We start from the raw sequence: 19,361 nt of genomic DNA, 5'->3' as shown, positions 1-19,361 counted from the left end.
AATGGACATGCTAGCATCATTATTGTTCTGTTCATCAATCGTAGTAATAGTATTAGATTTAACGGATATAGGTATTTCAGTAGTACCTATTGGAAGAAAATAAGTATAAGTATCATTATTTACAACTTTATAAGGAAATGGACCTGTTGTAGTTACATTAACTGTTTGTCCAGAACGGTCTGCTAATACTTGATAGTCAGTTCGTGCCAATAAATTAATAGTATTAAATTCGGTCTGATTAGCGATACGACTAATTTCTTTAGTAAGTTGATTTATTTCATTTTCAATTATTTGTTTATCTTTATCTGTATTGGTATCGTTGCTACCTTGAACTATTAGTTCCCTTTGTCTTTGTATAATATCGGTTATTTCTTGAAGCCCACCTTCTGCTGTTTGTACTAATGAAATACCATCTTGTATATTCTTAGACGCCATATCAAGTCCACGGATTTGACCTCTCATCTTTTCCGAAATAGCTAAACCGGCAGCATCATCACCAGCACGATTAATTTTGTAGCCTGATGATAATTTCTCTAAACTTTTGGTTGTTTTGTCTCTATTGATTTTAAGTTTGTTATTAGTATTCAGTGCTGAAATATTATGCTTAACTCTCATAGAAAACTCCCTTAATAGATTTATTTTACAGTATATTTAACTTTTGTGGAAAGTTGATATGGGGACGTATACATCAATTACCTCTCTTAGTAGGTATGTAGTGTAAACTGTTATTGAACTTACAGGATTAGTATGTGGAGAGCAATGAAGGGTATATTCGACAAAAAAATAATTACATTTAGGTTTTAGATAAATCAGAGTTCGCGTTTCGAAAACTGATTTCATTTCCTATGTTAACAAATTAAACCAATACCTTACAACAGAATTTAAAGAATTAATCGAGTAATAGTACTTTCCCCAAAAATCGTAAATAGAATAAAGCATAAGGGCATCATAGTACTGCTAAAGTTACTTGTTAATTATTACAAAACATTGTTTTTATAGTGGTTCAAACTTTTACAACAGAAGCAGTAAACGTAGCCATGGAAGAGCAAACGGGTGCTCCTGCAATGACATAAAGTTATAAACGACATGATGTATTGAATTTTTTTACTGCGTTCAATATACTTTTTTTCTATCAAAAATTTGATAATATTTAAAACTTCGCTAGTAAGAGAAGTACAAGATTTTAAAGATTCAAAGTATTTGCTGTTTCATACTGTATATTTAATTTAATTTTGTTCAAGTCTCTATCAATTTTGGAAATTTACATATGTAATTCTTCATTTTCTGGAGCGTTAAACGTTTCTCCTCTTCGTTTGCTTAAAGTGACTGTTTGATTAATTAATCGCAAACAGGATTTAATTAGAGCCAAATCAGTTTTGATTGCTTCTTTGTTTATAATGTCTATTTCATCCATTAATAATCACCCCTACAAACATAATACAATATTAGTAATCATTATCCAATATGATGAATTGGAAGATACATCGTTGGATAATGTACTAATGATTTAAAGCGTACCATCTATTTTTATTTACCACTTTAAAAATGGGTTAAACAACATAATAGAGGGAGTGTATTAATGTTTGGTTGCAGTAGCTTATCAATTCATACAACAGATAAGAAAACATTATTTGCTAGGACAATGGATTTTACAATGGAACCAGATAGTAAAGTAGTTATTGTCCCACGTAAATATGGCATTCGATTGCTTGAAGAAAAAAATGAGGTAACCATTAGCAATCCATACGCGTTTATTGGAATGGGCAGCACGGATCTTGCATCTCCTATTCTTTACGACGGTGTAAACGAAAAGGGATTGATGGGAGCGATGCTGTACTATGCCACATTTGCGACTTATTCAGACGTACCTAAAGTAGGCACAAGAGGTATTAATCCAATTTATGTTGTTTCACAAGTTTTGGGAAGCTGTGTAACAGTCGACGATGTTGTTGAAAAATTAGGCGCTTTTACATTATTGAATGAAGCAAATAACATACTTGGTTTCGCACCACCACTTCACTATACATTTACAGATGCTAATGGTGAAACGATTGTCATTGAACCTGATAGAACAGGCATAACTATTCATCGCCAAACAATTGGGGTCATGACCAATAGCCCTGGTTACGGATGGCATCAGACAAATTTAAGAGCTTATATTGGTGTTACGCCTAATCCTCCACAAGACATTACAATGGGCAATTTGAAATTAACACCGTTTGGGCAAGGGGCAGGCGGGTTAGGGTTACCAGGTGATTTCACGCCATCTGCACGGTTTCTTCGTGTCGCTTATTGGAAGAAGTATACGGAACAAGCAAAAAATGAAATTGAAGGGGTAACTGCCTTGTTTCATATTCTATCTTCGGTTAATATTCCGAAAGGCGTTGTCTTAAATAAAGAGGGGAAGGCGGACTATACAATATATACGTCGGCAATGTGTGCGCAAAGCAAAAACTATTACTTTAAGCTTTATGATAATAGTCGAATTTCAGCAGTTTCATTGTTTGCCGAGGATTTGGATAGCCATGAATTAATTACATTTGAATGGAATCGTAAACAGGATATTAAACAGTTGAATGTGACAAGCTAATAAAGCACCAGGCGCTTATTATGAAGTATGAGCACCTGGTCTCTTTATGTCTTTTAATCACCTTAGAATCTCATTCCTGATAGAGATTGGATTTTCTAGTGGATGGCTAAAATAACATAGTAGTGGCTGGTTCATGACAAGCAAACTTAGATTAATATATAATCTTTTAGCTTGTATAAAAATGCTAAAAGATGAAAGCATGTTTGATAGAATATTATGAGGTGAGTATATATGGATTGGAAACCAGATAGAAAAGCAAAGAAAGCTATCTATAAACAACTCGCAGAATATATTGAAAAGGGTATTGCTGATGGTACATTTCCACCTGATAAACCATTACCATCTGAGAGATATTTGGCTAGTACATTGAATGTAAATAGAAGTACGGTCGTACATGCGTATGACGAATTAGAATCTTTAGGGCTAATTGATAGAACTAGAGGAAGCGGTACCACGATAAGTAAAGATATATGGGGTATAACAAAAAAGCGGATTCCGAGCTGGAATCGATATATTGAGGCGGGTTCTTTTTTACCTAGTCTACCTGTAACACAAAAAATAAGAAAAGAAGCAGTTGAACATAAATTAATCAATTTAGCTTCCGGTGAATTGTCAGAAGATCTTTTCCCTAAAAGATTTTTAAGCGAGATTACTTCAACGCGTTCTTTTATTGGCAGCTTAGGATACGATCATCCACAAGGAAATGAAATCCTTAGAAGTACACTTACAAAACATGTGAAAATTAGTCGGGGAATCGAAACAAACTCTTCTTCAATACTTATAACATCTGGAGCGCAACAAGCATTACATTTAATTGTCCAATGTTTGTTAAAGCCTGGCGATGCAATTGCTATAGAAGATCCTTCATATAATTACAATCTTCCTACTTTTAAATCAGCAGGTATCCAAATACATTATCTACCTGTTAATGAAGATGGGATTAATCCAGAAGATTTGCAAATGTTATATAAAAAACACCGAATAAAAATGATTTTTTTAAATCCATATTTTCAAAATCCGACTGGTTCCTTAATGAATCAAAAGAAAAAAGAAGCGATTTTAGACATATCCTCTAAGCTTGGAATTCCTGTTGTAGAAGACGATCCTTATAGTTTAACCGCTTTTTCAGGAGAAAAAATTTCAACCCTTAAATCAATGGATAAGAACGGCAATGTTTTATATATTAGCTCGTTGTCTAAAATTGTCGCTTCAGGACTAAGAATTGGCTGGATTATAGGCCCAACATCAGTGATTGAAAGATTGTCCGATGCGAAGCAACAATTAGACTTTGGTCATTCAAGCTATACACAATGGATAGCTAATGATTTTTTAGAATCAGAAAATTTCCATTCGCACATGAAAAGTTTAATTAAGGAATTAGAAAAAAGAAGAAATACAATTATTAAAAGCCTTGATACTTATTTAAAAGGGCTTGTGGAATATTCAATTCCGCAAGGTGGTATTCATATATGGTGTAAAATACTAAAAAGCTTTAATGAAACCCAATTACTTGAGGAGTCCATTAAGCAAGGCGTCATTTATGCTCCAGGCTCTACATTGGGCTCCAAAGAAAGCTTTGTTCGTTTTACTTTCGCAAGGGAAGACGAAGTTTCGATTGATGAAGGAATAAAAAGGTTTGCACAAGCTCTTCATAGTTTGTAGTTAATTGGATGACTAAAAATAAGCAAGAGTGGATGGTTTAAATGATATGGAAAACCTATATGATCGTAATAAGGGAAGATTGCATCATCCCTTAAAAGCATTAGCTGCTGATGAGAAAAACTCAAGGTGGCTACCTTTTATTATATTTTATACCGCGTTCATTTTATGACTTAGAGTTATTCCCTATCTATGCTTAAAATGAAAGAAAATAGAGTGAGCCTCCAATCCTCAGGTTGGAGTATTGCTCTATTTTTATTATGTCACAATACTTTCATTTGATATTCAAATCTTGTATGGTATGGTGTTGAATGGAGTATTTCATAACATCCAATTACGCAATGAATGTAGTAAAAAAACATTATACGTATTTCTAAAATAAATGGATGGTCAAAAAAGTAGCAAATTGGATGGTTATAATCACTATAATTCCTTTATTATTGAGATTGGATGATGAAACATTTATCTAGGCATTTAGTGAAACAATGGCAATGAAGGTGATAATAAATTATTCGCTATAAAAATGATAAAATTATTGAAAGAGTTGATATGATATGACATGGGGTTTAATTATTACAATAGTGATTGGATCGATTGTTAAATTGTTAATGAGTCCTCCAAGTATCGTAGTGGCCTGGACTGTAAGTAAATTTGAACTTCATAAAAAACTGGATTCAAAAGATGTTACGGTAACCTATAACGGTAAGAATTTAGAAGAAGTAGAAAAAAATAGATTTACTGACTATTTTAATGAAGCTTCCTTTTTAAAAAAGCATTATATCTTCCCAGGCAATGAAAAATTATTTCTAGAACCAGAATCGAATGTAACGCCATTTGTCATCAACGTAAAAAAGGGTAAAAAAGAAGATGTTCATTTCTTTGTTTTTCATTACGATAATCACGTTGATGTAGTCAAGAAATACAAAGAGAAAGTTGTTTCTTATAGTATAAGTTCTGAACATCTTCAAAAATGGTCTACGTCTCCTAACGGATTAATTTAAAGGGATAAATACCTAAACATAATATGGAATTCATGAAAAGGCACTTACTAAGTTGTAAGTGCCTTTATTCTGTCGCCTCTTAAATTAGAAAAATCGCTATCGTTTGAGATTGTATAGTACTCTTTTGTACTAATGACAGTCACGAAAAAACCACTGTCGATGACAGCAAGTTGTTGAAAACGAAGAAGAAACAGGTTATTTTATATAGATAAATTAAAGTGATTTTCAAGGTGGAATAAATGAATTGATAGAAGATATACTTGCAGCTTTCATCCCTAATGGTAGTATTGCTTTAAATACACGAAAAATCGATAGAAATATTGAATTGTTAAAAATGAATTTTGGTTCGAAGTTATTTATAATGAAGAAAAATATCGAAAGCTATTTTTCGTAAATAGAAAAGTAAGGAAATATTTGCAAAGTACAAATCGTGTGAAAAGATTGATAAAGAAGGAAAAAGTTCAAAATGCATTTATAATCTTTTTAAATAATCAACTAGGACAATTTTAATATGGGGGAAACGAATATGCCAACTAAAGAGTTATCACTTGAGCAGCATGAGGAACTACTAAAAACGTTGCAAGACCGATTTGAGAAAAATATGAATCGCCATCAAGATCTTGACTGGGCTAAAGTACAAGCTAAGCTTGTAGCTAATACGGAAAAACTTTGGTCGCTAAATGAAATGGAAGTTACAGGTGGCGAGCCGGATGTTGTCGATTATGATGAAAATACGGACGAGTACATTTTTTATGATTGTGCAACGGAAAGTCCTAAAGGTCGTAGAAGCTTTTGTTACGATCGTGAAGCATTGGAATCAAGAAAGAAGCATCAACCAGAAAATACAGTAGTCGATATGGCAACTACCATGGGCATTGAACTGTTAACAGAGGAACAATACCGAAAATTGCAGGAACTAGGGAATTTCGATTTGAAAACGTCAAGCTGGGTGCAAACTCCTGCAAATATTAGAAAACTTGGCGGGGCTATCTTTTGTGATTGTCGCTACGATACTGTTTTTATGTATCATAATGGAGCAGATTCCTACTATGCTGCAAGAGGCTTCCGTGGCTCGCTTAAAGTCTAAGCGATTAGAGCTGTTTAGACAGCTCTTTTTTTATTTCTTAATAAAGGTTTGATTCAGAAATAAAGGAAGTGATTATTTGATTTTCAATAAAATATTTGAGGAATCAAACATCAAAACGACAGTAACACTATTTCTTGAGTAGCGCATAGAGCGATTATTATAAATGAAAATCGAATTCTTTTAGTTCATTCAAACAAGGGAGATTTTAAATTTCCAGGAGGGGAAACTATTTTTTCTAACCTTGTTGACTATGAAAGCGCGCTAGTGGAATTAGTGATGAAAAATCATAAAGTACATGATGAAATTTGTTATATCATTGACCTGAATGCTCAGCATGTTATTAAAACAAAATTGTTTAACATTATTCGTAGAGTTGAGGAAATGAGGCGTTGGGATAAATATATTTATGCACTTCAAATTAAATTGGTTATTGAATTCCCTTCGAACGATATTGCGATAGGATGGAAGGAATAAATTTTTATTAACATAGCAAATCAGTTAGAACCATAATGAAAACAGTCATCAATGCAACATTTGCAATGGTGACTGTTTTCGATATAAGTATTATAAAATATTTAGCTAGTCTATTTTGAGTTACTTCTTACCTAATATGAAAGGTGTCCGGATCAAGGATTAGATAAAAAGGGTCACCAGGCTGGGAGCAACCCTTTGATTTAGAGAGGTGCATTACAACTATTATAATAGTATTAACAATCTTCTCCAGAACTTATGAAAGTAGCGCCGACAATAATTAAAAGAATAAATAGCACAACGATTAGCACGAATGTTGAACCGTTATTGTTATTACCGTAATCATAGTTATTTACTCCACAACAATTATTGTTCCAATTGCCTGCATTTCCGTAGTATCCCATGGAAAAATCCCTCCTTTCTTCAATGTATAATATGTATTCTGAAAAGAGGTTGGGGGGGTGTTTATCCATTAAAAATTTAAACTAGTTATATTTTGTGGGAGATGATAAAAGAGGTGTCGACGGAAATGCTACCCTATATAGGGCATTTGCAAGCCATCTTCATAAGGAGCCTTTAGTTTTTGAAATAGCTACTAAAAAGATTTAGTAGAATATCAACAATATCAAAACTCCTAAATAAAGAATTAATTGAAGTCCCTCTATACTAAGTATCCTTTTTAAATGAGAAATCGCCGATAAAATCTACAGAATCGCCGATAAGGCATGGAAAATCGCCGATAAAACCGTTTCAATCGCCGATAAGGCACTCAGAATGTGTCAGGGAAAAATGCTGATATAAAAAAATCCACTCGCTTTCCGCGGGCACAACGTAAGCCGCAACCCTCGCTATGCGCGGTCTGTTGTGGCTTACGTTTGTGCGTTCCCGCAGGAGTCAGCATGGATTTTTATTTAAAGGCAGAAAATTCAAAATTGTTTGAGTGACTGGCACTTTTCGTTACATCGCTACCCAGTGATCTTTAGAAACTTCAACAAGTTGTGTGTTGTCTAAATTAAAACGATTGATCATCAACTCTTCCTCGGACATGACCTGACGTTTCTTTTGTTTTTCAATTGCTGGGTCCGGTATTGGAATGGATTGTAATAGCATTTTTGTATAGGGATGCTGTGGGTTTGCATAGAGTTCTTCGCTTTCCGCTAATTCCACAATTTTTCCACCATACATCACGGCTACGCGATCACTAATGTGCTTCACCATCGACAAATCATGTGCGATAAATAAATAAGTCAAACCTAGTCGTTGTTGTAATTCTTTCAATAAGTCTACAACTTGTTTTTGAATCGAAACATCTAGGGCAGAGAGTGGTTCATCACATACAATAAAATTCGGCTCGACAGCTAAAGCACGTGCAATACCAATACGTTGACGTTGCCCACCGCTAAATTCATGTGGATAGCGTAAAGCATGCTCCTTTTTTAAGCCTACTAGTTCGAGTAATTCCTCAATACGTGCGCGACGTTCCTCAACTGATTTCGCCAATTTATGTACATCAAGTGCCTCCCCGATAATATCAAGAACCTTTTTACGAGGATTTAATGATGAGTATGGATCCTGGAAAATGATTTGCATGTGTCGTCGCATACTTTTTAATTCACTTTTAGATAAGCGTGTGACAGGAACCCCTTTATACAATACTTCACCATCTGTTGGCTCATGGAGCTGTAAAATCGTACGTCCTGTTGTCGATTTACCTGAACCAGATTCGCCTACGAGCCCGAGTGTCTCACCGGGATAAATACGGAACGATAAATCATCTACTGCTTTTAAGATTTCACCTTTTTTTAAATCGAAATGCTTAGATAAATTCCGTACTTCAATTAGCGGTACGTTCAAATCGGTACCTTCTTCGATATTAGGCGGCTGTTTTGGTTGTTTCTTTTCATGAAGCTTCGGCAGTGCATTTAATAGTTTCTTCGTATAAGGATGCTGCGGATTAGCAAATATCTCTTCCGTAGTTCCTTCCTCAACAATTTCTCCCTCTTTCATGACAATGACACGATCGCACATACCTGCAACAACACCTAAATCATGCGTAATTAAAATGATTGATGTTCCTAGACGTTCTTGCATTTGCTTCATAATGCTTAAAATCTGTGCTTGAATTGTGACATCTAGCGCAGTTGTTGGTTCGTCTGCAATCAACAGGGAAGGGTTACATGCAAGGGCCATCGTAATCATGACACGTTGACGCATACCACCACTAAATTCATGAGGGTACTGCTGATAACGTTCTTCACTATTTTTAATGCCAACTAATTTTAATAATTCGATCGTTTTTTCGTATGCTTGCTTTTTGGACATTTTTTGATGCTTCATTAAACCTTCAGCAATTTGCTCACCAACACGAATTGTTGGGTTAGTAGAAGTCATCGGGTCTTGGAAAATCATACTGATGTCTTTACCCCGGATGGCTTCCATTTGTTTTTCTGATTGTGTCACTAAATTTTCCCCTTGGAAAAGGATTGTACCTGACTTTAAAAAAGAGGGCGGTGATGGGAGAAGACGCATAATGGAACGAGCGGTTACACTTTTCCCGCTACCAGATTCTCCAACAATGCCGACTGTTTCTCCTTTATTGACATAAAAATTAACACCTTTTACTGCTTCAAATTCGCTTTCTCCCGTAATAAAAGAAACGCGTAAATCTTGTATTTCAAGAATTTTTTCACTCATCGAATGCTCATCCTTTAATAAATTTCAAATATTCTTATTGACGAACTGTAGTCGTTCATACATACTATACTATACAGGTAGGTATTGTACAATATAGAGTGTAATGTAAATTTTATCATTTTATTTTCATACCTTACTACTATAGTAAGCGAAGAAAGGAGGAAATACATGAATAATTTTCAGAATATTAGAAAGTTTAATAAAAATTATTACTTTAAGCAAAATTTTAATGAAATGACGAGAAAAAATAGTTATTCTTTTGTGTTATTTTTACTAGGATTTCCAGTGCATATTGTTACATATTTTTTATATTTGTTAAAAAAAGATAAACATTCATATGCTCAAATGTTTGCACAAACGAAAGAACAATTTATTTCGCAAGGGAAAACTCAAGCATGGGAAGCGGAATATAGGCAGCAGGAACAAACGAAGGCAGCATTTTTTAATAAATCGCTGAATGAACAGCAACTTGCATCAATAGTTAATCAACTAACGGAACAAAAGCTTAATAGAGAAGTAGAAAAAATACTACTAAATGAAGGAATTGCAAAACAATCATATAAAAAGTATTTTAGTGAACTACTCGAAAATCCGATTTTTTTAGCTGTGTCATTTATTCCGGGTATTTTAATGTATTGTTTCCTAATTCTATGCAGTAATGCGTTTAGTCGATTTATCGTTGAGCGCTTATTCCAAAGTGCATTTGTCATTGTTGGTGTGGCGACATTAGTATTTACTATTTTATACTTATCGCCATTTGATCCTGCACGTAATTTGTTAGGTATCGAGGCAACACCGGAACAAGTCGCAAATTTTAATAAAATTTATGGATTAGATCAGCCATATTTAGTGCAGCTCTGGCATTCCTTATCTGGACTATTTACGTTTGACTTAGGAAATTCTTTTGAAGGTAAAGAAAATATTACGCAAAGTATTATGAATAAGTTTCCAGTAACATTGGAAATTGCGCTATTTTCATTATTGATGGCGGTGGCGATTGCAATTCCTGTTGGGATTATTTCAGCGGTCCGACCGAATTCGTTTGCAGATTATGCGTTTATGTTTATCGCACTTATTGGTTTATCAATACCGAGCTTCTGGCAAGGACTCATTTTTATTTTAACGTTTTCATTAAAATTACAATGGTTCCCTGCTACGTATAATCCGAATAATTGGTTATCCATTGTCATGCCGGTTGTTGTATTAGGTACTTCTATTACAGCATCGATTGCACGAATGACAAGATCAAGCATGCTTGAGGTAATTCATGAGGATTATATTATTACGGCAAAAGCGAAAGGGCTGAGTGAGCGCAAAGTCATTACAAAGCATGCGATTCGCAATGCGATGATTCCGATCGTTACCGTAATTGGTCTTTTATTTGGTGGTATGCTTGGCGGTGCTTCTGTTACTGAAAAAGTATTTAATATTAGTGGAATCGGCAGTTATATAGTAGATAAGCAATTCATTCCGGATATTCCTGCCATCCTTGGTGGGGTTGTTTATATTGCCATTACAATTTCGATTGTCAATATGGTGATTGATGTGTTATATGCGTTCTTTGATCCACGCATTCGTTCAAAAATGAAGAAATCTTAGGAGAGGGTATATTGTGAAATTCATATCGAATGTAAAACTGCTTATGAAAATAACGCAAGAATATGTCAATGCACAGTTTACCATTGCCTTTTCTGCTATTTTTTCAGTGCTGTTTTTACTAAATAGTTTTGATTTTGTAAATGGGGTATGGCGACCTTATGTCCTTACGATTTTTGTTATTTATGCCTGTACGACATTATATATATTGTTTACATCTTTTCAAATAAAAAAAGATTTAGCAAAAGAACGCGAAATTCAAACACGTACACGACTGCTTGGTTATCCATTAATGCTGACAGTCCTAGTGGGCAATGTATTTGCAGCAGGCTTCGGTTTTATGCTGGCAACGAAAAATAAAACTGCAGAATATACTTTTGCTATATATGCATTTATTACTCAGATTTTTATTATTCTTATTTCGGCATTGAATCTATTTAAGCCTTATGTGGTCGATACGTTTTTATTAGCAATGGGAGCATTTTTAGTACTCGCGGTCTTTTATGCGGTGATGGCTGTACTTGTAGCTCGATACGTTACAGTAAGCGATGCCCCTAAATGGATGATACCACTTGGGGTAGTATTGCTTTTACCTGCACTAACAGGAAATCTTTTCTCATTCCTACTTGGCTGGACATTAATTAAAAAAGCCAAAAATACGGATCCATCTGCCGTTGAAAAGTGGCAGAAAATATGGAATAAAATATTGCGTAATACGATGGCTGTATTCGGCATGTTCTTTATTATATTTATGTTCTCGCTATCGGTCGTTAGTTCATGGACATTTGATTACGATTTTGCTGTGCAAAATAATTATAGTGCGTTATTACAAACACCTTCTTTGGATTATCCACTAGGGACTGATAACTTTGGTAGAGATTTATTTTCAAGAATCGTGTTTGGAGCTCAAATCTCTTTAATTGTTGGCTTCTTTTCAACTATTATCCCAGCTGTAATAGGAGGAGCACTTGGCGCATTTTCAGGCTATTATGGAAAAAACACAGATAACATCATTATGCGTTTACTCGATATTTTATATGCTATCCCAGGTATCCTACTGGCGATTGCAATCATTGCAGCATTTGGTGCAAACACAGTAAATTTAATTATTGCATTAAGCGTAGGGGCAATTCCAACATACGCCAGAACGATGCGTGCTAATGTCATGCAAATTGCCAATTATGAATTTGTTGAATCAGCAAGGGCACTCGGTGTATCTGATGCTGCCATTATTTTTAAGCATATCGTACCGAACTCTCTCGCTCCGATGATAGTGAAAGCGACTTTAACAATTGGTGGAGCAGTTATTTCAACAAGTAGTTTAAGCTTTCTTGGACTTGGAATTGAGCCACATATACCAGAGTGGGGCAATATTTTAAAAGTAGGCAGTACGTATTTAGAAACAAATTCTTATGTAGCTATTTTCCCAGGTTTATGCATAATGCTACTCGTCTTATCGTTTAACTTTTTCGGTGATGGGTTACGTGATGCACTTGATCCTAAAACAAACTAATATTATTTATTGGAGGAATACAGAGATGAACAAAAAATTATTCACACTTGCTGCATCAGCAACCGTTGCGGCGGTCGCTTTAGCAGGGTGTGTAGAAACTAAATCGAATGTTGAAAATAAAGGTGATAAGTCAGATACAGCGAGTACAAAACCCGTTATTGAAGTGCTAGGTATGGCAGCACAAGAACAAGATATGAATATTGTGCGCGACCAATTAGTGAAAAATGGCTTTGATGTAAAATTAAATATTCAACCAGATTTCGGTTCATATTCAGCACAAAAAGATGCTGGTAACTATGATGTCGCAATTTCTAGCTGGACGACTGTAACAGGAAATCCAGATTACGCAGTACGAGGGTTATTTAAAACTGGTGGAGATTATAGTGTGACTGCAGATGCTACAGTCGATAAATTAATTGATGAAGCTAGTACATTAACTGGCGATGATGCCAAAGAGAAATATAAAGAGCTTGAGCAAGCATTAGTATTTGATAATGCTTATATTGCCCCTTTATACATTTCTCAAAAATTCCAAGGTATTTATTCGAAAAAAGTAAACCCAGATACTGTACGTTTACCAAAATCACGTGCTCAAGTATGGGAATCAATTGCATTTAATGATACTGCTAAAAATGCGACAGACACATTAGTGTTGCATCAATCAATTGGCTCATTAACTTCTCTAGACCCGATCAAAGGGAATGACGGTTCAATTAATACATTAAATACGAATATGTATGTTCGATTAGTGAATTTATCTGATACCGATGAAGTAGTATCTGACGGCTCATTATCTTATAATCATGCTATTTCTGAAAATAACCAAGAGTACTATTTCGTATTACGTGATGATATTAATTTTGCTAAAGTGGAAAATGGCAAAGCAGTGGATACTGGCGATTTAGTATCAGCTGAAGATGTTGTATTCTCATTAGAACGTGCGAAAGATCAAAATTCGGTACCAGACCACCGCACATATTCTATTCATGAAAATATTGATTCCGTAGAGGTAGTTTCAGATATTACTTCACTTGAATCTGTGAAAACAGCTGATGGAAAGTCAGTTTTAGATGAACTATCAGATAAACTACCAGCAGCAATTGCTCAAGTCGTAACGGACGAAGCGAACGTAGACAATGCAGCAGGTAAATATCAAGTTGTGAAAATTACAACACCAAATCCATTCCCACAGGTGCTGAATTATTTAGCTCACCAATCGGGGGGGATCGTGTCTGAAGCGGCGGTTAAAGCGGTTAATACTTTTGACGTAGCAAGCTATGATCCAAATGTAAATGTTGCATATGGTGACCAAGCAACTGTTACTGAAGGTGCAACTTATGCAAACCATTTAGCAGCTTCTGGACCTTACATTTTAGTGCAAAAAAATGATTACGAAGCAACATTTGTCAAAAACCCTGCATACCAAGTGGGTACTGACAACGAGCCGAAAATTAATAACATAAGTGTTCGTTTCATTGAAGATAATGACAGTGCGCTATCTGCACTTCGTAATGGTGAAATTGACGTATTACAATCAGTACCAGAAACTAAAATTGATGTAGTAAAAGGCGATGCAAACTTAACTTTAAAAACAGCTGATAGTAATGCTGTCTCTTATTTACTCGTTAATCCAAAAGGTCGCGAAGTATCGAAATCGGTAGACTTACGTAAAGCAATCCTTTACTCTATTAACCAAGATGAATTTATTAGCTACTACCAAGGTAATAAAAAACCAGCAGTATCAACAGTTTCTCCACTTATTGACACAGGCTTAAAGCTAACAGCAGATAGCTCAAAAGTAAAAGAATTTTTAAGTGCTTATAAAGCTAGTAAATAAAGTGTCAGACACATGAATTGGAGTGCTTCAAATCCTAATCTAAGGGTTTGAAGTGCTTTTTTTTGAGTGCCAGGCACTTTTTGTTTAAATTTGGAACTTAAACCAAGTTTAGTCGTATATAAAGTAAAAGAATAAAAGGAGAGTTGTATATGCGAAAGAAAAATTACATCATTTTAATTGTAACATTGTTTGTGGAAGCGATTATTACGTACTTTATTGCATCATTTTTCTCCGTTAGATTTATCGAAATAATGTTCTTTATTGGCTTTGCAATTGCTGGCTGTATTTTTTACTTTTCGAGTAGTGGTGGTCCAATAGCTAGATTCAATGAAGTGCAAGTTACTGCTCAAACAGGCATTATTCTTAAAAGCGAGCAATATATCGCAAAGAAAGGACCGATATTTTTTGCCTCCGTACTATTTTGTTTAATTGGACTAGTTTTCTTTCTTCTTCTAATTGCAGGCATAATTCCACCTAGTGCGGTTTAAATTGGTAACTAGAAGCGAGCATAATCTTAAAGTAAGCTTTCTGCAAAATAAAAAGCCCTTCTAATCTTTCAAGGATTGGAAGGGCTTGATTTCGTTTGTGAGAAGGGCGATTTTAAATCAACGTTCGTAACGAATAAATTACATAATACTTGGAAAGTACTTTATGTAAAAAAGTTGGAGTTGATTTATTTGGAATTTATTAAAGATAAAGAGCTTTACTGCTATAGCTGTCGTAAAAAGACGCTCTTTACATGTAAAGATGGGCATCATAAAAGTGGCGTAGAAAGTCATTGCAGTGAATGCAGTGGCATTTGGTTTGAATGGCAAAATCGAGCAGTTGAAAGAGAAATGGAGAAATGGGTTGAATATAACCAAAAAATCGTAAATTAATACAAGCACTTCACAATTTATGTTATTCTACCTTGTAAATTATTATATTAAAAGAAATATTTTACCTTAAATTATTGCGATAATTTGCTTAAAAGTGATACAAATTATCCAAATAGGTCACTTACTTAGAACTTAAGGCTTCCGAATATAGACTATGTCCGATTTAGTTGTATATAATGGAATAAAGTTAAAGTGTGAAGGTGATATATTTGGACGACATAGTCATAACAGGATATGGCATTAAAGCTCCTGGAATTTTAGATAAATTTAGCTTTTTAAATGTATTAGAAAAAGGTATTTGTACTCAGGGCATTTTAAACTATTCTCATCAGCCTCACACTAATATCGTAGCGGGTTTGATTGAAGATAGCTTCATGGAGATAAACGGGGTAAGTTATCATCGCCATCCGCGTTCTGTAAGAATGGCCATTGCCGCTGCATTGGATGCATCTGAAATGTCAAATGTAAATGATTTTAAACCACATCGAATTGCAGTAATTATGGGGACATCCGCAGGAGCCATTCTTGAAATCGAAAAATACGCTACGGATGCTTTTGATTTAAGGAAGTTTCCGATTCATGGGGTTTCCCTTGTTGATACGCACACACTTTCAAGCTCTGTTGCCGAAGCAATCGGTTCGTGTGGTTCTGCATTTACAGTAACAACAGGCTGCAGTGCTAGTTTAGACGCTATATTAATAGGGAAACAGCTATTGGAGTCTGGAAGTGTCGATGCTTGTATTGTAGGAGGAACAGAGGCTCCATTAGGCCAATGGACAATTAATGGCTTTAAAAAAATAAGGTCACTATCTACGGAGAGTTCTATCGAAAAAGCTGGTGTACCGTTTTCAACTCAGCATCGCGGCTTCGTTTTATCCGAGGGAGCTGGTGTAATGGTTTTAGAGCGTAGGCAATCAGCAATTACACGAGGACAGAAGATATATGGAAAAGTTGAACGTGTTGTTTCAAGAAATGAAGGACAAAAACTATTAACCTCTGATATTACTGGTAGACATATGCTAGACGTTTTTCAAGAAACAGTCGGAGATACTATACCAAGCTATATAAACAGTCAGGCGTTAGGTATAGAGGTAAATGATCAGATAGAACGCTTTACTCTGAAAGAAACATTTGGCTCTAAAGTGCCTATTACTTCAATTAAAGGAATGATAGGTCATACATTTGGTGCAATGGGTGCGATGCAAATTATTGCATCTTTATTATCAATGGAATACGGGTTTATACCTCCAACGATTAAAACATCAGGTCATGGGTTTGAAGACATACCTATTGTTTATGAAACTAGACATCAAGCGGTAGAGTCTGTATGTATTACTACTCATGGGAGTAGCGGGAATAATGCTTGTCTATTACTGACACATACATAGGAGGCTCTTTATATGTTTTTTATATTTTTATTTTTATTATCATTTATTCCCGTTTGTGTTGGGATTACGATTTTAGTGCTATTCAAAAAAAATAAACTTTCTAAAATTATTTTTTTATTCCTTCTTTTAGCCTCATTTTGGCACATAGATGTTTCGTTTTTGTACGCATATCGACTGTTTACCGAAGAAACTATAATGTTCTTTTTCAAGCTTTTTCGATTTGGGTCAATCATGGTCACACCAACGATTTTTTATATTGGTTATACCATTGTTCAAGAAATACTCCCTTATGAGTATCAAAAAAAGTGGCGTTATCTTGTTAATCGTACGACCGTTTTTCTATCTTACGCATTTGCTCTTCTTGGTTACATAATCGGTTGGAGTTCTAAAGGGATTAGTAAATTAGAACTTATTAAAATGGATACTAGTATATTTTATTTTCCAGTGGATGGCGAGCTCTCATGGATTTTTAATTTTAATGTCCTTCTGTTTATAGTATGTATCATTATTAGTTTGTTGATTAGTTTAGATGTACAAAATAAGAGTGAACGTTCGTTTTTGTTATATTTTAATATTTTCACAGCCATTGGGTTTACCATTGGCTACTTAAATATGTTTCCTAGTTCAAGATTGTATCCCAGCTCAATTGCCGTTTTAGTCTTTGCAATTTCTATATTAATTCTTTCGAGTCGCATGCATCTTGAAATCGTAAACAATATGAATAAAAAGCTATATGAGCAAAAGCAGTTTTTATTTAGGGTTATTGATTTAAATCCTAACTACATTTATGCGCAGGATGAAAATGGTCGTTATACTTTGATGAATAAATCCTATGCGCAGTTAATGGGCATGAGCTTTCAAGATATGATTGGGAAAACGGACACTGATTTACTAATTGATTTGTCTGATGAGGAAGATAGCCTCGATCAAGAGAAAGGTATGTTCAAGCTACCTGAAAAACATTTCATAAAAGAGGAAGCTATTACAGCTGCTTCGGGAGAAGTCGTATGGGTCCAAACTGTAAAAGTACCTATTCATTTACATGAAAGTTCTACGTTACTTGCTGTATCAACTGATATTACCGAACGCAAGCAGTATGAAGATGAAATTAAATTTCAAGCAAATCATGATGCTTTGACGGGGTTACCGAATAGAAGAATGTTCAATGATGATTTAATCGCCCTTTTAGAAAAGGCTAAAGCGGAGGGGAGTCAAAATGCAATTTTGTTCTTCGATTTAGATCGTTTTAAATATATCAACGACACACTTGGTCATGATGTAGGGGATTTATTATTAGTAGAAGTATCAAGACGTATTGAAATGCTATTAGAAGAAAAGCATAACAGGGCTAACATTTATCGACTTGGTGGAGATGAATTTACAATCTTATTGCCCTATTATGATGCCACTGAAAGTGAGGCATTTGCTAAAGACTTATTAGCACAATTTATTACAGGCTTTTGGATCGATGGTAGTGAGTATTTCATTACACCGAGTATTGGCATTAGTACGTTCCCGAATGATGGCTATGATGCTAATACATTAATTAAGCATGCAGATACAGCCATGTACTATGTAAAAGAAAGAGGGAAAAATAACTATCAATTATTCACTTCAGAAATGCAACAACATTTCTATAGGAAAATGATGATTGAAAAACAATTACGAACAGCACTCGATAATGAGGAATTTGAACTTTACTATCAGCCCATTATGGATGTGAAAACGAATGAAATTATTGGTATGGAATCTCTAATCAGATGGAACAATGCGGTACTTGGACAAGTAACCCCAGATGAATTCATTTCCATTATGGAAGAGACCGGCATGATTATTCCAATCGGTAAATGGGTATTGAATACGGCAATTGTACAAACAGCACGTTGGCATCGTGAAACAAATAAGCGATTGAAAATAAGTATAAATGTGTCAGTTAAGCAGTTACTTGAATCAACATTTGTAGACAATGTCCAACTTGCAATAGAGAATGCTGAACTTGATGCGTCTTATATTGTATTAGAAATAACGGAAAGCATCGCAATGTATGCTGAGTCGATGATTGAAAAATTATGTGCATTAAAAAAATTAGGTATCAGTCTATCGATGGATGATTTCGGAACAGGCTATTCATCACTTAGTTATTTAAATAAATATCCACTTGATTCCTTGAAAATTGATAAATCATTTGTTATTGGCATGAATCAAGATGATGAGAACAAAGCACTCGTAAAAACCATTATAGCGATAGCCAAACAACTCGATTTGAAAGTGATAGCTGAAGGCGTAGAAGGTAAGGAAGAATATCACTTCTTGGCTGAGATTGGCTGTGATTATGCACAAGGGTACTTGTTTAGCCGTCCACTCCCTGTTGCAGAATTTAAAGGAAAATGGCTTATAGACACTGACATCTCACATAAATAGTATGTTCATTTAATTGATAAGAAAATAATTGGTAGCGAGGCTTTCTTTTCATGAGGAAGCCTTTGCTTGTGGGCAACTATTTGATTTAGTAACGCCAACAACTGTGCTGTTATTGGCGGGCAATGGGGATCATCGATAGGCATGAGCCTGAGCCTTTTTATTAATGTATCGTTTTGCTTTCTTATAGAAGTTTCGTATGAATTTTTACTTTGTACAATGGACGATG

General features: G+C 34.9%; 15 protein-coding genes and 1 pseudogene. 12 read left to right on the top strand and 4 right to left on the bottom strand.

Annotated features, from left to right (window positions below; genetic code table 11):
* Positions 1 to 213: 213 nt before the first annotated feature.
* Together ACQKNX_RS11195 and ACQKNX_RS11190 are read right to left on the bottom strand one after the other, a co-directional pair.
* Positions 214 to 615: pseudogene (locus ACQKNX_RS11195) on the bottom strand (flagellin); the annotation flags it as partial.
* Positions 616 to 1,261: 646 nt separating this feature from the next.
* Entirely contained in the window at positions 1,262 to 1,414 is a 153-nt protein-coding gene (locus tag ACQKNX_RS11190; RefSeq protein ID WP_427428937.1) for a hypothetical protein, read from the bottom strand.
* 165 nt (positions 1,415 to 1,579) lie between these two features.
* Between ACQKNX_RS11190 and ACQKNX_RS11185 the strand changes: the two genes are divergently transcribed.
* From ACQKNX_RS11185 to ACQKNX_RS11165, 5 genes are all read left to right on the top strand, one after another.
* On the top strand, positions 1,580 to 2,590 hold the full coding sequence (locus tag ACQKNX_RS11185; protein WP_427428936.1) for a linear amide C-N hydrolase: 1,011 nt from the start codon (positions 1,580 to 1,582) through the stop codon (positions 2,588 to 2,590).
* 231 nt (positions 2,591 to 2,821) lie between these two features.
* Positions 2,822 to 4,252, top strand: a complete 1,431-nt coding sequence (locus ACQKNX_RS11180; RefSeq protein WP_427428935.1) for a PLP-dependent aminotransferase family protein — start codon at positions 2,822 to 2,824, stop codon at positions 4,250 to 4,252.
* Between the two features lie 551 nt (positions 4,253 to 4,803).
* Complete coding sequence (locus tag ACQKNX_RS11175) at positions 4,804 to 5,250, top strand: YfmQ family protein (RefSeq protein ID WP_427428934.1); 447 nt, start codon at positions 4,804 to 4,806, stop codon at positions 5,248 to 5,250.
* 526 nt (positions 5,251 to 5,776) lie between these two features.
* Complete coding sequence (locus tag ACQKNX_RS11170) at positions 5,777 to 6,337, top strand: DUF4256 domain-containing protein (RefSeq protein WP_427428933.1); 561 nt, start codon at positions 5,777 to 5,779, stop codon at positions 6,335 to 6,337.
* 273 nt (positions 6,338 to 6,610) lie between these two features.
* Positions 6,611 to 6,811, top strand: a complete 201-nt coding sequence (locus ACQKNX_RS11165; protein ID WP_427428932.1) for a hypothetical protein — start codon at positions 6,611 to 6,613, stop codon at positions 6,809 to 6,811.
* Between the two features lie 233 nt (positions 6,812 to 7,044).
* On the opposite strand, the gene ACQKNX_RS11160 is transcribed toward ACQKNX_RS11165, so the two are convergent.
* Both ACQKNX_RS11160 and ACQKNX_RS11155 read right to left on the bottom strand, forming a co-directional pair.
* A complete protein-coding gene (locus ACQKNX_RS11160; RefSeq protein ID WP_401009320.1) occupies positions 7,045 to 7,212 on the bottom strand; it encodes a YjcZ family sporulation protein in 168 nt (55 codons plus the stop codon).
* A gap of 553 nt (positions 7,213 to 7,765) precedes the next feature.
* Positions 7,766 to 9,502, bottom strand: a complete 1,737-nt coding sequence (locus ACQKNX_RS11155) for an ABC transporter ATP-binding protein (protein ID WP_427428931.1) — start codon at positions 9,500 to 9,502, stop codon at positions 7,766 to 7,768.
* Positions 9,503 to 9,670: 168 nt separating this feature from the next.
* On the opposite strand from ACQKNX_RS11155, the gene ACQKNX_RS11150 reads away from it, so the two are divergent.
* The 7 genes from ACQKNX_RS11150 to ACQKNX_RS11120 all read left to right on the top strand — a co-directional run bounded on the left by ACQKNX_RS11150 (position 9,671) and on the right by ACQKNX_RS11120 (position 19,135).
* Complete coding sequence (locus ACQKNX_RS11150) at positions 9,671 to 11,101, top strand: ABC transporter permease (protein ID WP_427428930.1); 1,431 nt, start codon at positions 9,671 to 9,673, stop codon at positions 11,099 to 11,101.
* Positions 11,102 to 11,114: 13 nt separating this feature from the next.
* Positions 11,115 to 12,611 (top strand): ABC transporter permease, encoded by a 1,497-nt coding sequence (locus ACQKNX_RS11145; RefSeq protein WP_427428929.1) that lies wholly within the window; start codon positions 11,115 to 11,117, stop codon positions 12,609 to 12,611.
* 25 nt (positions 12,612 to 12,636) lie between these two features.
* Positions 12,637 to 14,448, top strand: a complete 1,812-nt coding sequence (locus tag ACQKNX_RS11140) for an ABC transporter substrate-binding protein (protein WP_427428928.1) — start codon at positions 12,637 to 12,639, stop codon at positions 14,446 to 14,448.
* Between the two features lie 149 nt (positions 14,449 to 14,597).
* On the top strand, positions 14,598 to 14,936 hold the full coding sequence (locus ACQKNX_RS11135) for a hypothetical protein (protein WP_427428927.1): 339 nt from the start codon (positions 14,598 to 14,600) through the stop codon (positions 14,934 to 14,936).
* A 189-nt stretch (positions 14,937 to 15,125) separates the two neighbouring features.
* A complete protein-coding gene (locus ACQKNX_RS11130; protein ID WP_427428926.1) occupies positions 15,126 to 15,326 on the top strand; it encodes a hypothetical protein in 201 nt (66 codons plus the stop codon).
* Between the two features lie 209 nt (positions 15,327 to 15,535).
* Positions 15,536 to 16,714, top strand: coding sequence for a beta-ketoacyl synthase N-terminal-like domain-containing protein (locus ACQKNX_RS11125; RefSeq protein ID WP_427428925.1), 1,179 nt, complete (start codon positions 15,536 to 15,538; stop codon positions 16,712 to 16,714).
* A gap of 12 nt (positions 16,715 to 16,726) precedes the next feature.
* Positions 16,727 to 19,135, top strand: a complete 2,409-nt coding sequence (locus ACQKNX_RS11120; protein WP_427428924.1) for an EAL domain-containing protein — start codon at positions 16,727 to 16,729, stop codon at positions 19,133 to 19,135.
* Positions 19,136 to 19,361: the final 226 nt, after the last annotated feature.

It is taken from the genome of Lysinibacillus sp. NPDC093712, assembly GCF_050280025.1.
GTDB lineage: Bacteria > Bacillota > Bacilli > Bacillales_A > Planococcaceae > Lysinibacillus.
The sequence above is the reverse complement of the archived record's forward strand: the minus strand, read 5'-3'. Positions and strand labels throughout refer to the sequence as shown.

What these genes read in the sequence shown, in the direction of transcription:
- ACQKNX_RS11140 (WP_427428928.1), top strand. Translation starts at nt 12,637, where the DNA reads ATGAACAAAAAATTATTCACACTTGCTGCATCAGCAACCGTTGCGGCG.
- ACQKNX_RS11120 (WP_427428924.1), top strand. Translation starts at nt 16,727, where the DNA reads ATGTTTTTTATATTTTTATTTTTATTATCATTTATTCCCGTTTGTGTT.
- ACQKNX_RS11170 (WP_427428933.1), top strand. Translation starts at nt 5,777, where the DNA reads ATGCCAACTAAAGAGTTATCACTTGAGCAGCATGAGGAACTACTAAAA.
- ACQKNX_RS11180 (WP_427428935.1), top strand. Translation starts at nt 2,822, where the DNA reads ATGGATTGGAAACCAGATAGAAAAGCAAAGAAAGCTATCTATAAACAA.
- ACQKNX_RS11190 (WP_427428937.1), bottom strand. Translation starts at nt 1,414, where the DNA reads ATGGATGAAATAGACATTATAAACAAAGAAGCAATCAAAACTGATTTG.
- ACQKNX_RS11135 (WP_427428927.1), top strand. Translation starts at nt 14,598, where the DNA reads ATGCGAAAGAAAAATTACATCATTTTAATTGTAACATTGTTTGTGGAA.
- ACQKNX_RS11175 (WP_427428934.1), top strand. Translation starts at nt 4,804, where the DNA reads ATGACATGGGGTTTAATTATTACAATAGTGATTGGATCGATTGTTAAA.
- ACQKNX_RS11160 (WP_401009320.1), bottom strand. Translation starts at nt 7,212, where the DNA reads ATGGGATACTACGGAAATGCAGGCAATTGGAACAATAATTGTTGTGGA.
- ACQKNX_RS11150 (WP_427428930.1), top strand. Translation starts at nt 9,671, where the DNA reads ATGAATAATTTTCAGAATATTAGAAAGTTTAATAAAAATTATTACTTT.
- ACQKNX_RS11155 (WP_427428931.1), bottom strand. Translation starts at nt 9,502, where the DNA reads ATGAGTGAAAAAATTCTTGAAATACAAGATTTACGCGTTTCTTTTATT.
- ACQKNX_RS11185 (WP_427428936.1), top strand. Translation starts at nt 1,580, where the DNA reads ATGTTTGGTTGCAGTAGCTTATCAATTCATACAACAGATAAGAAAACA.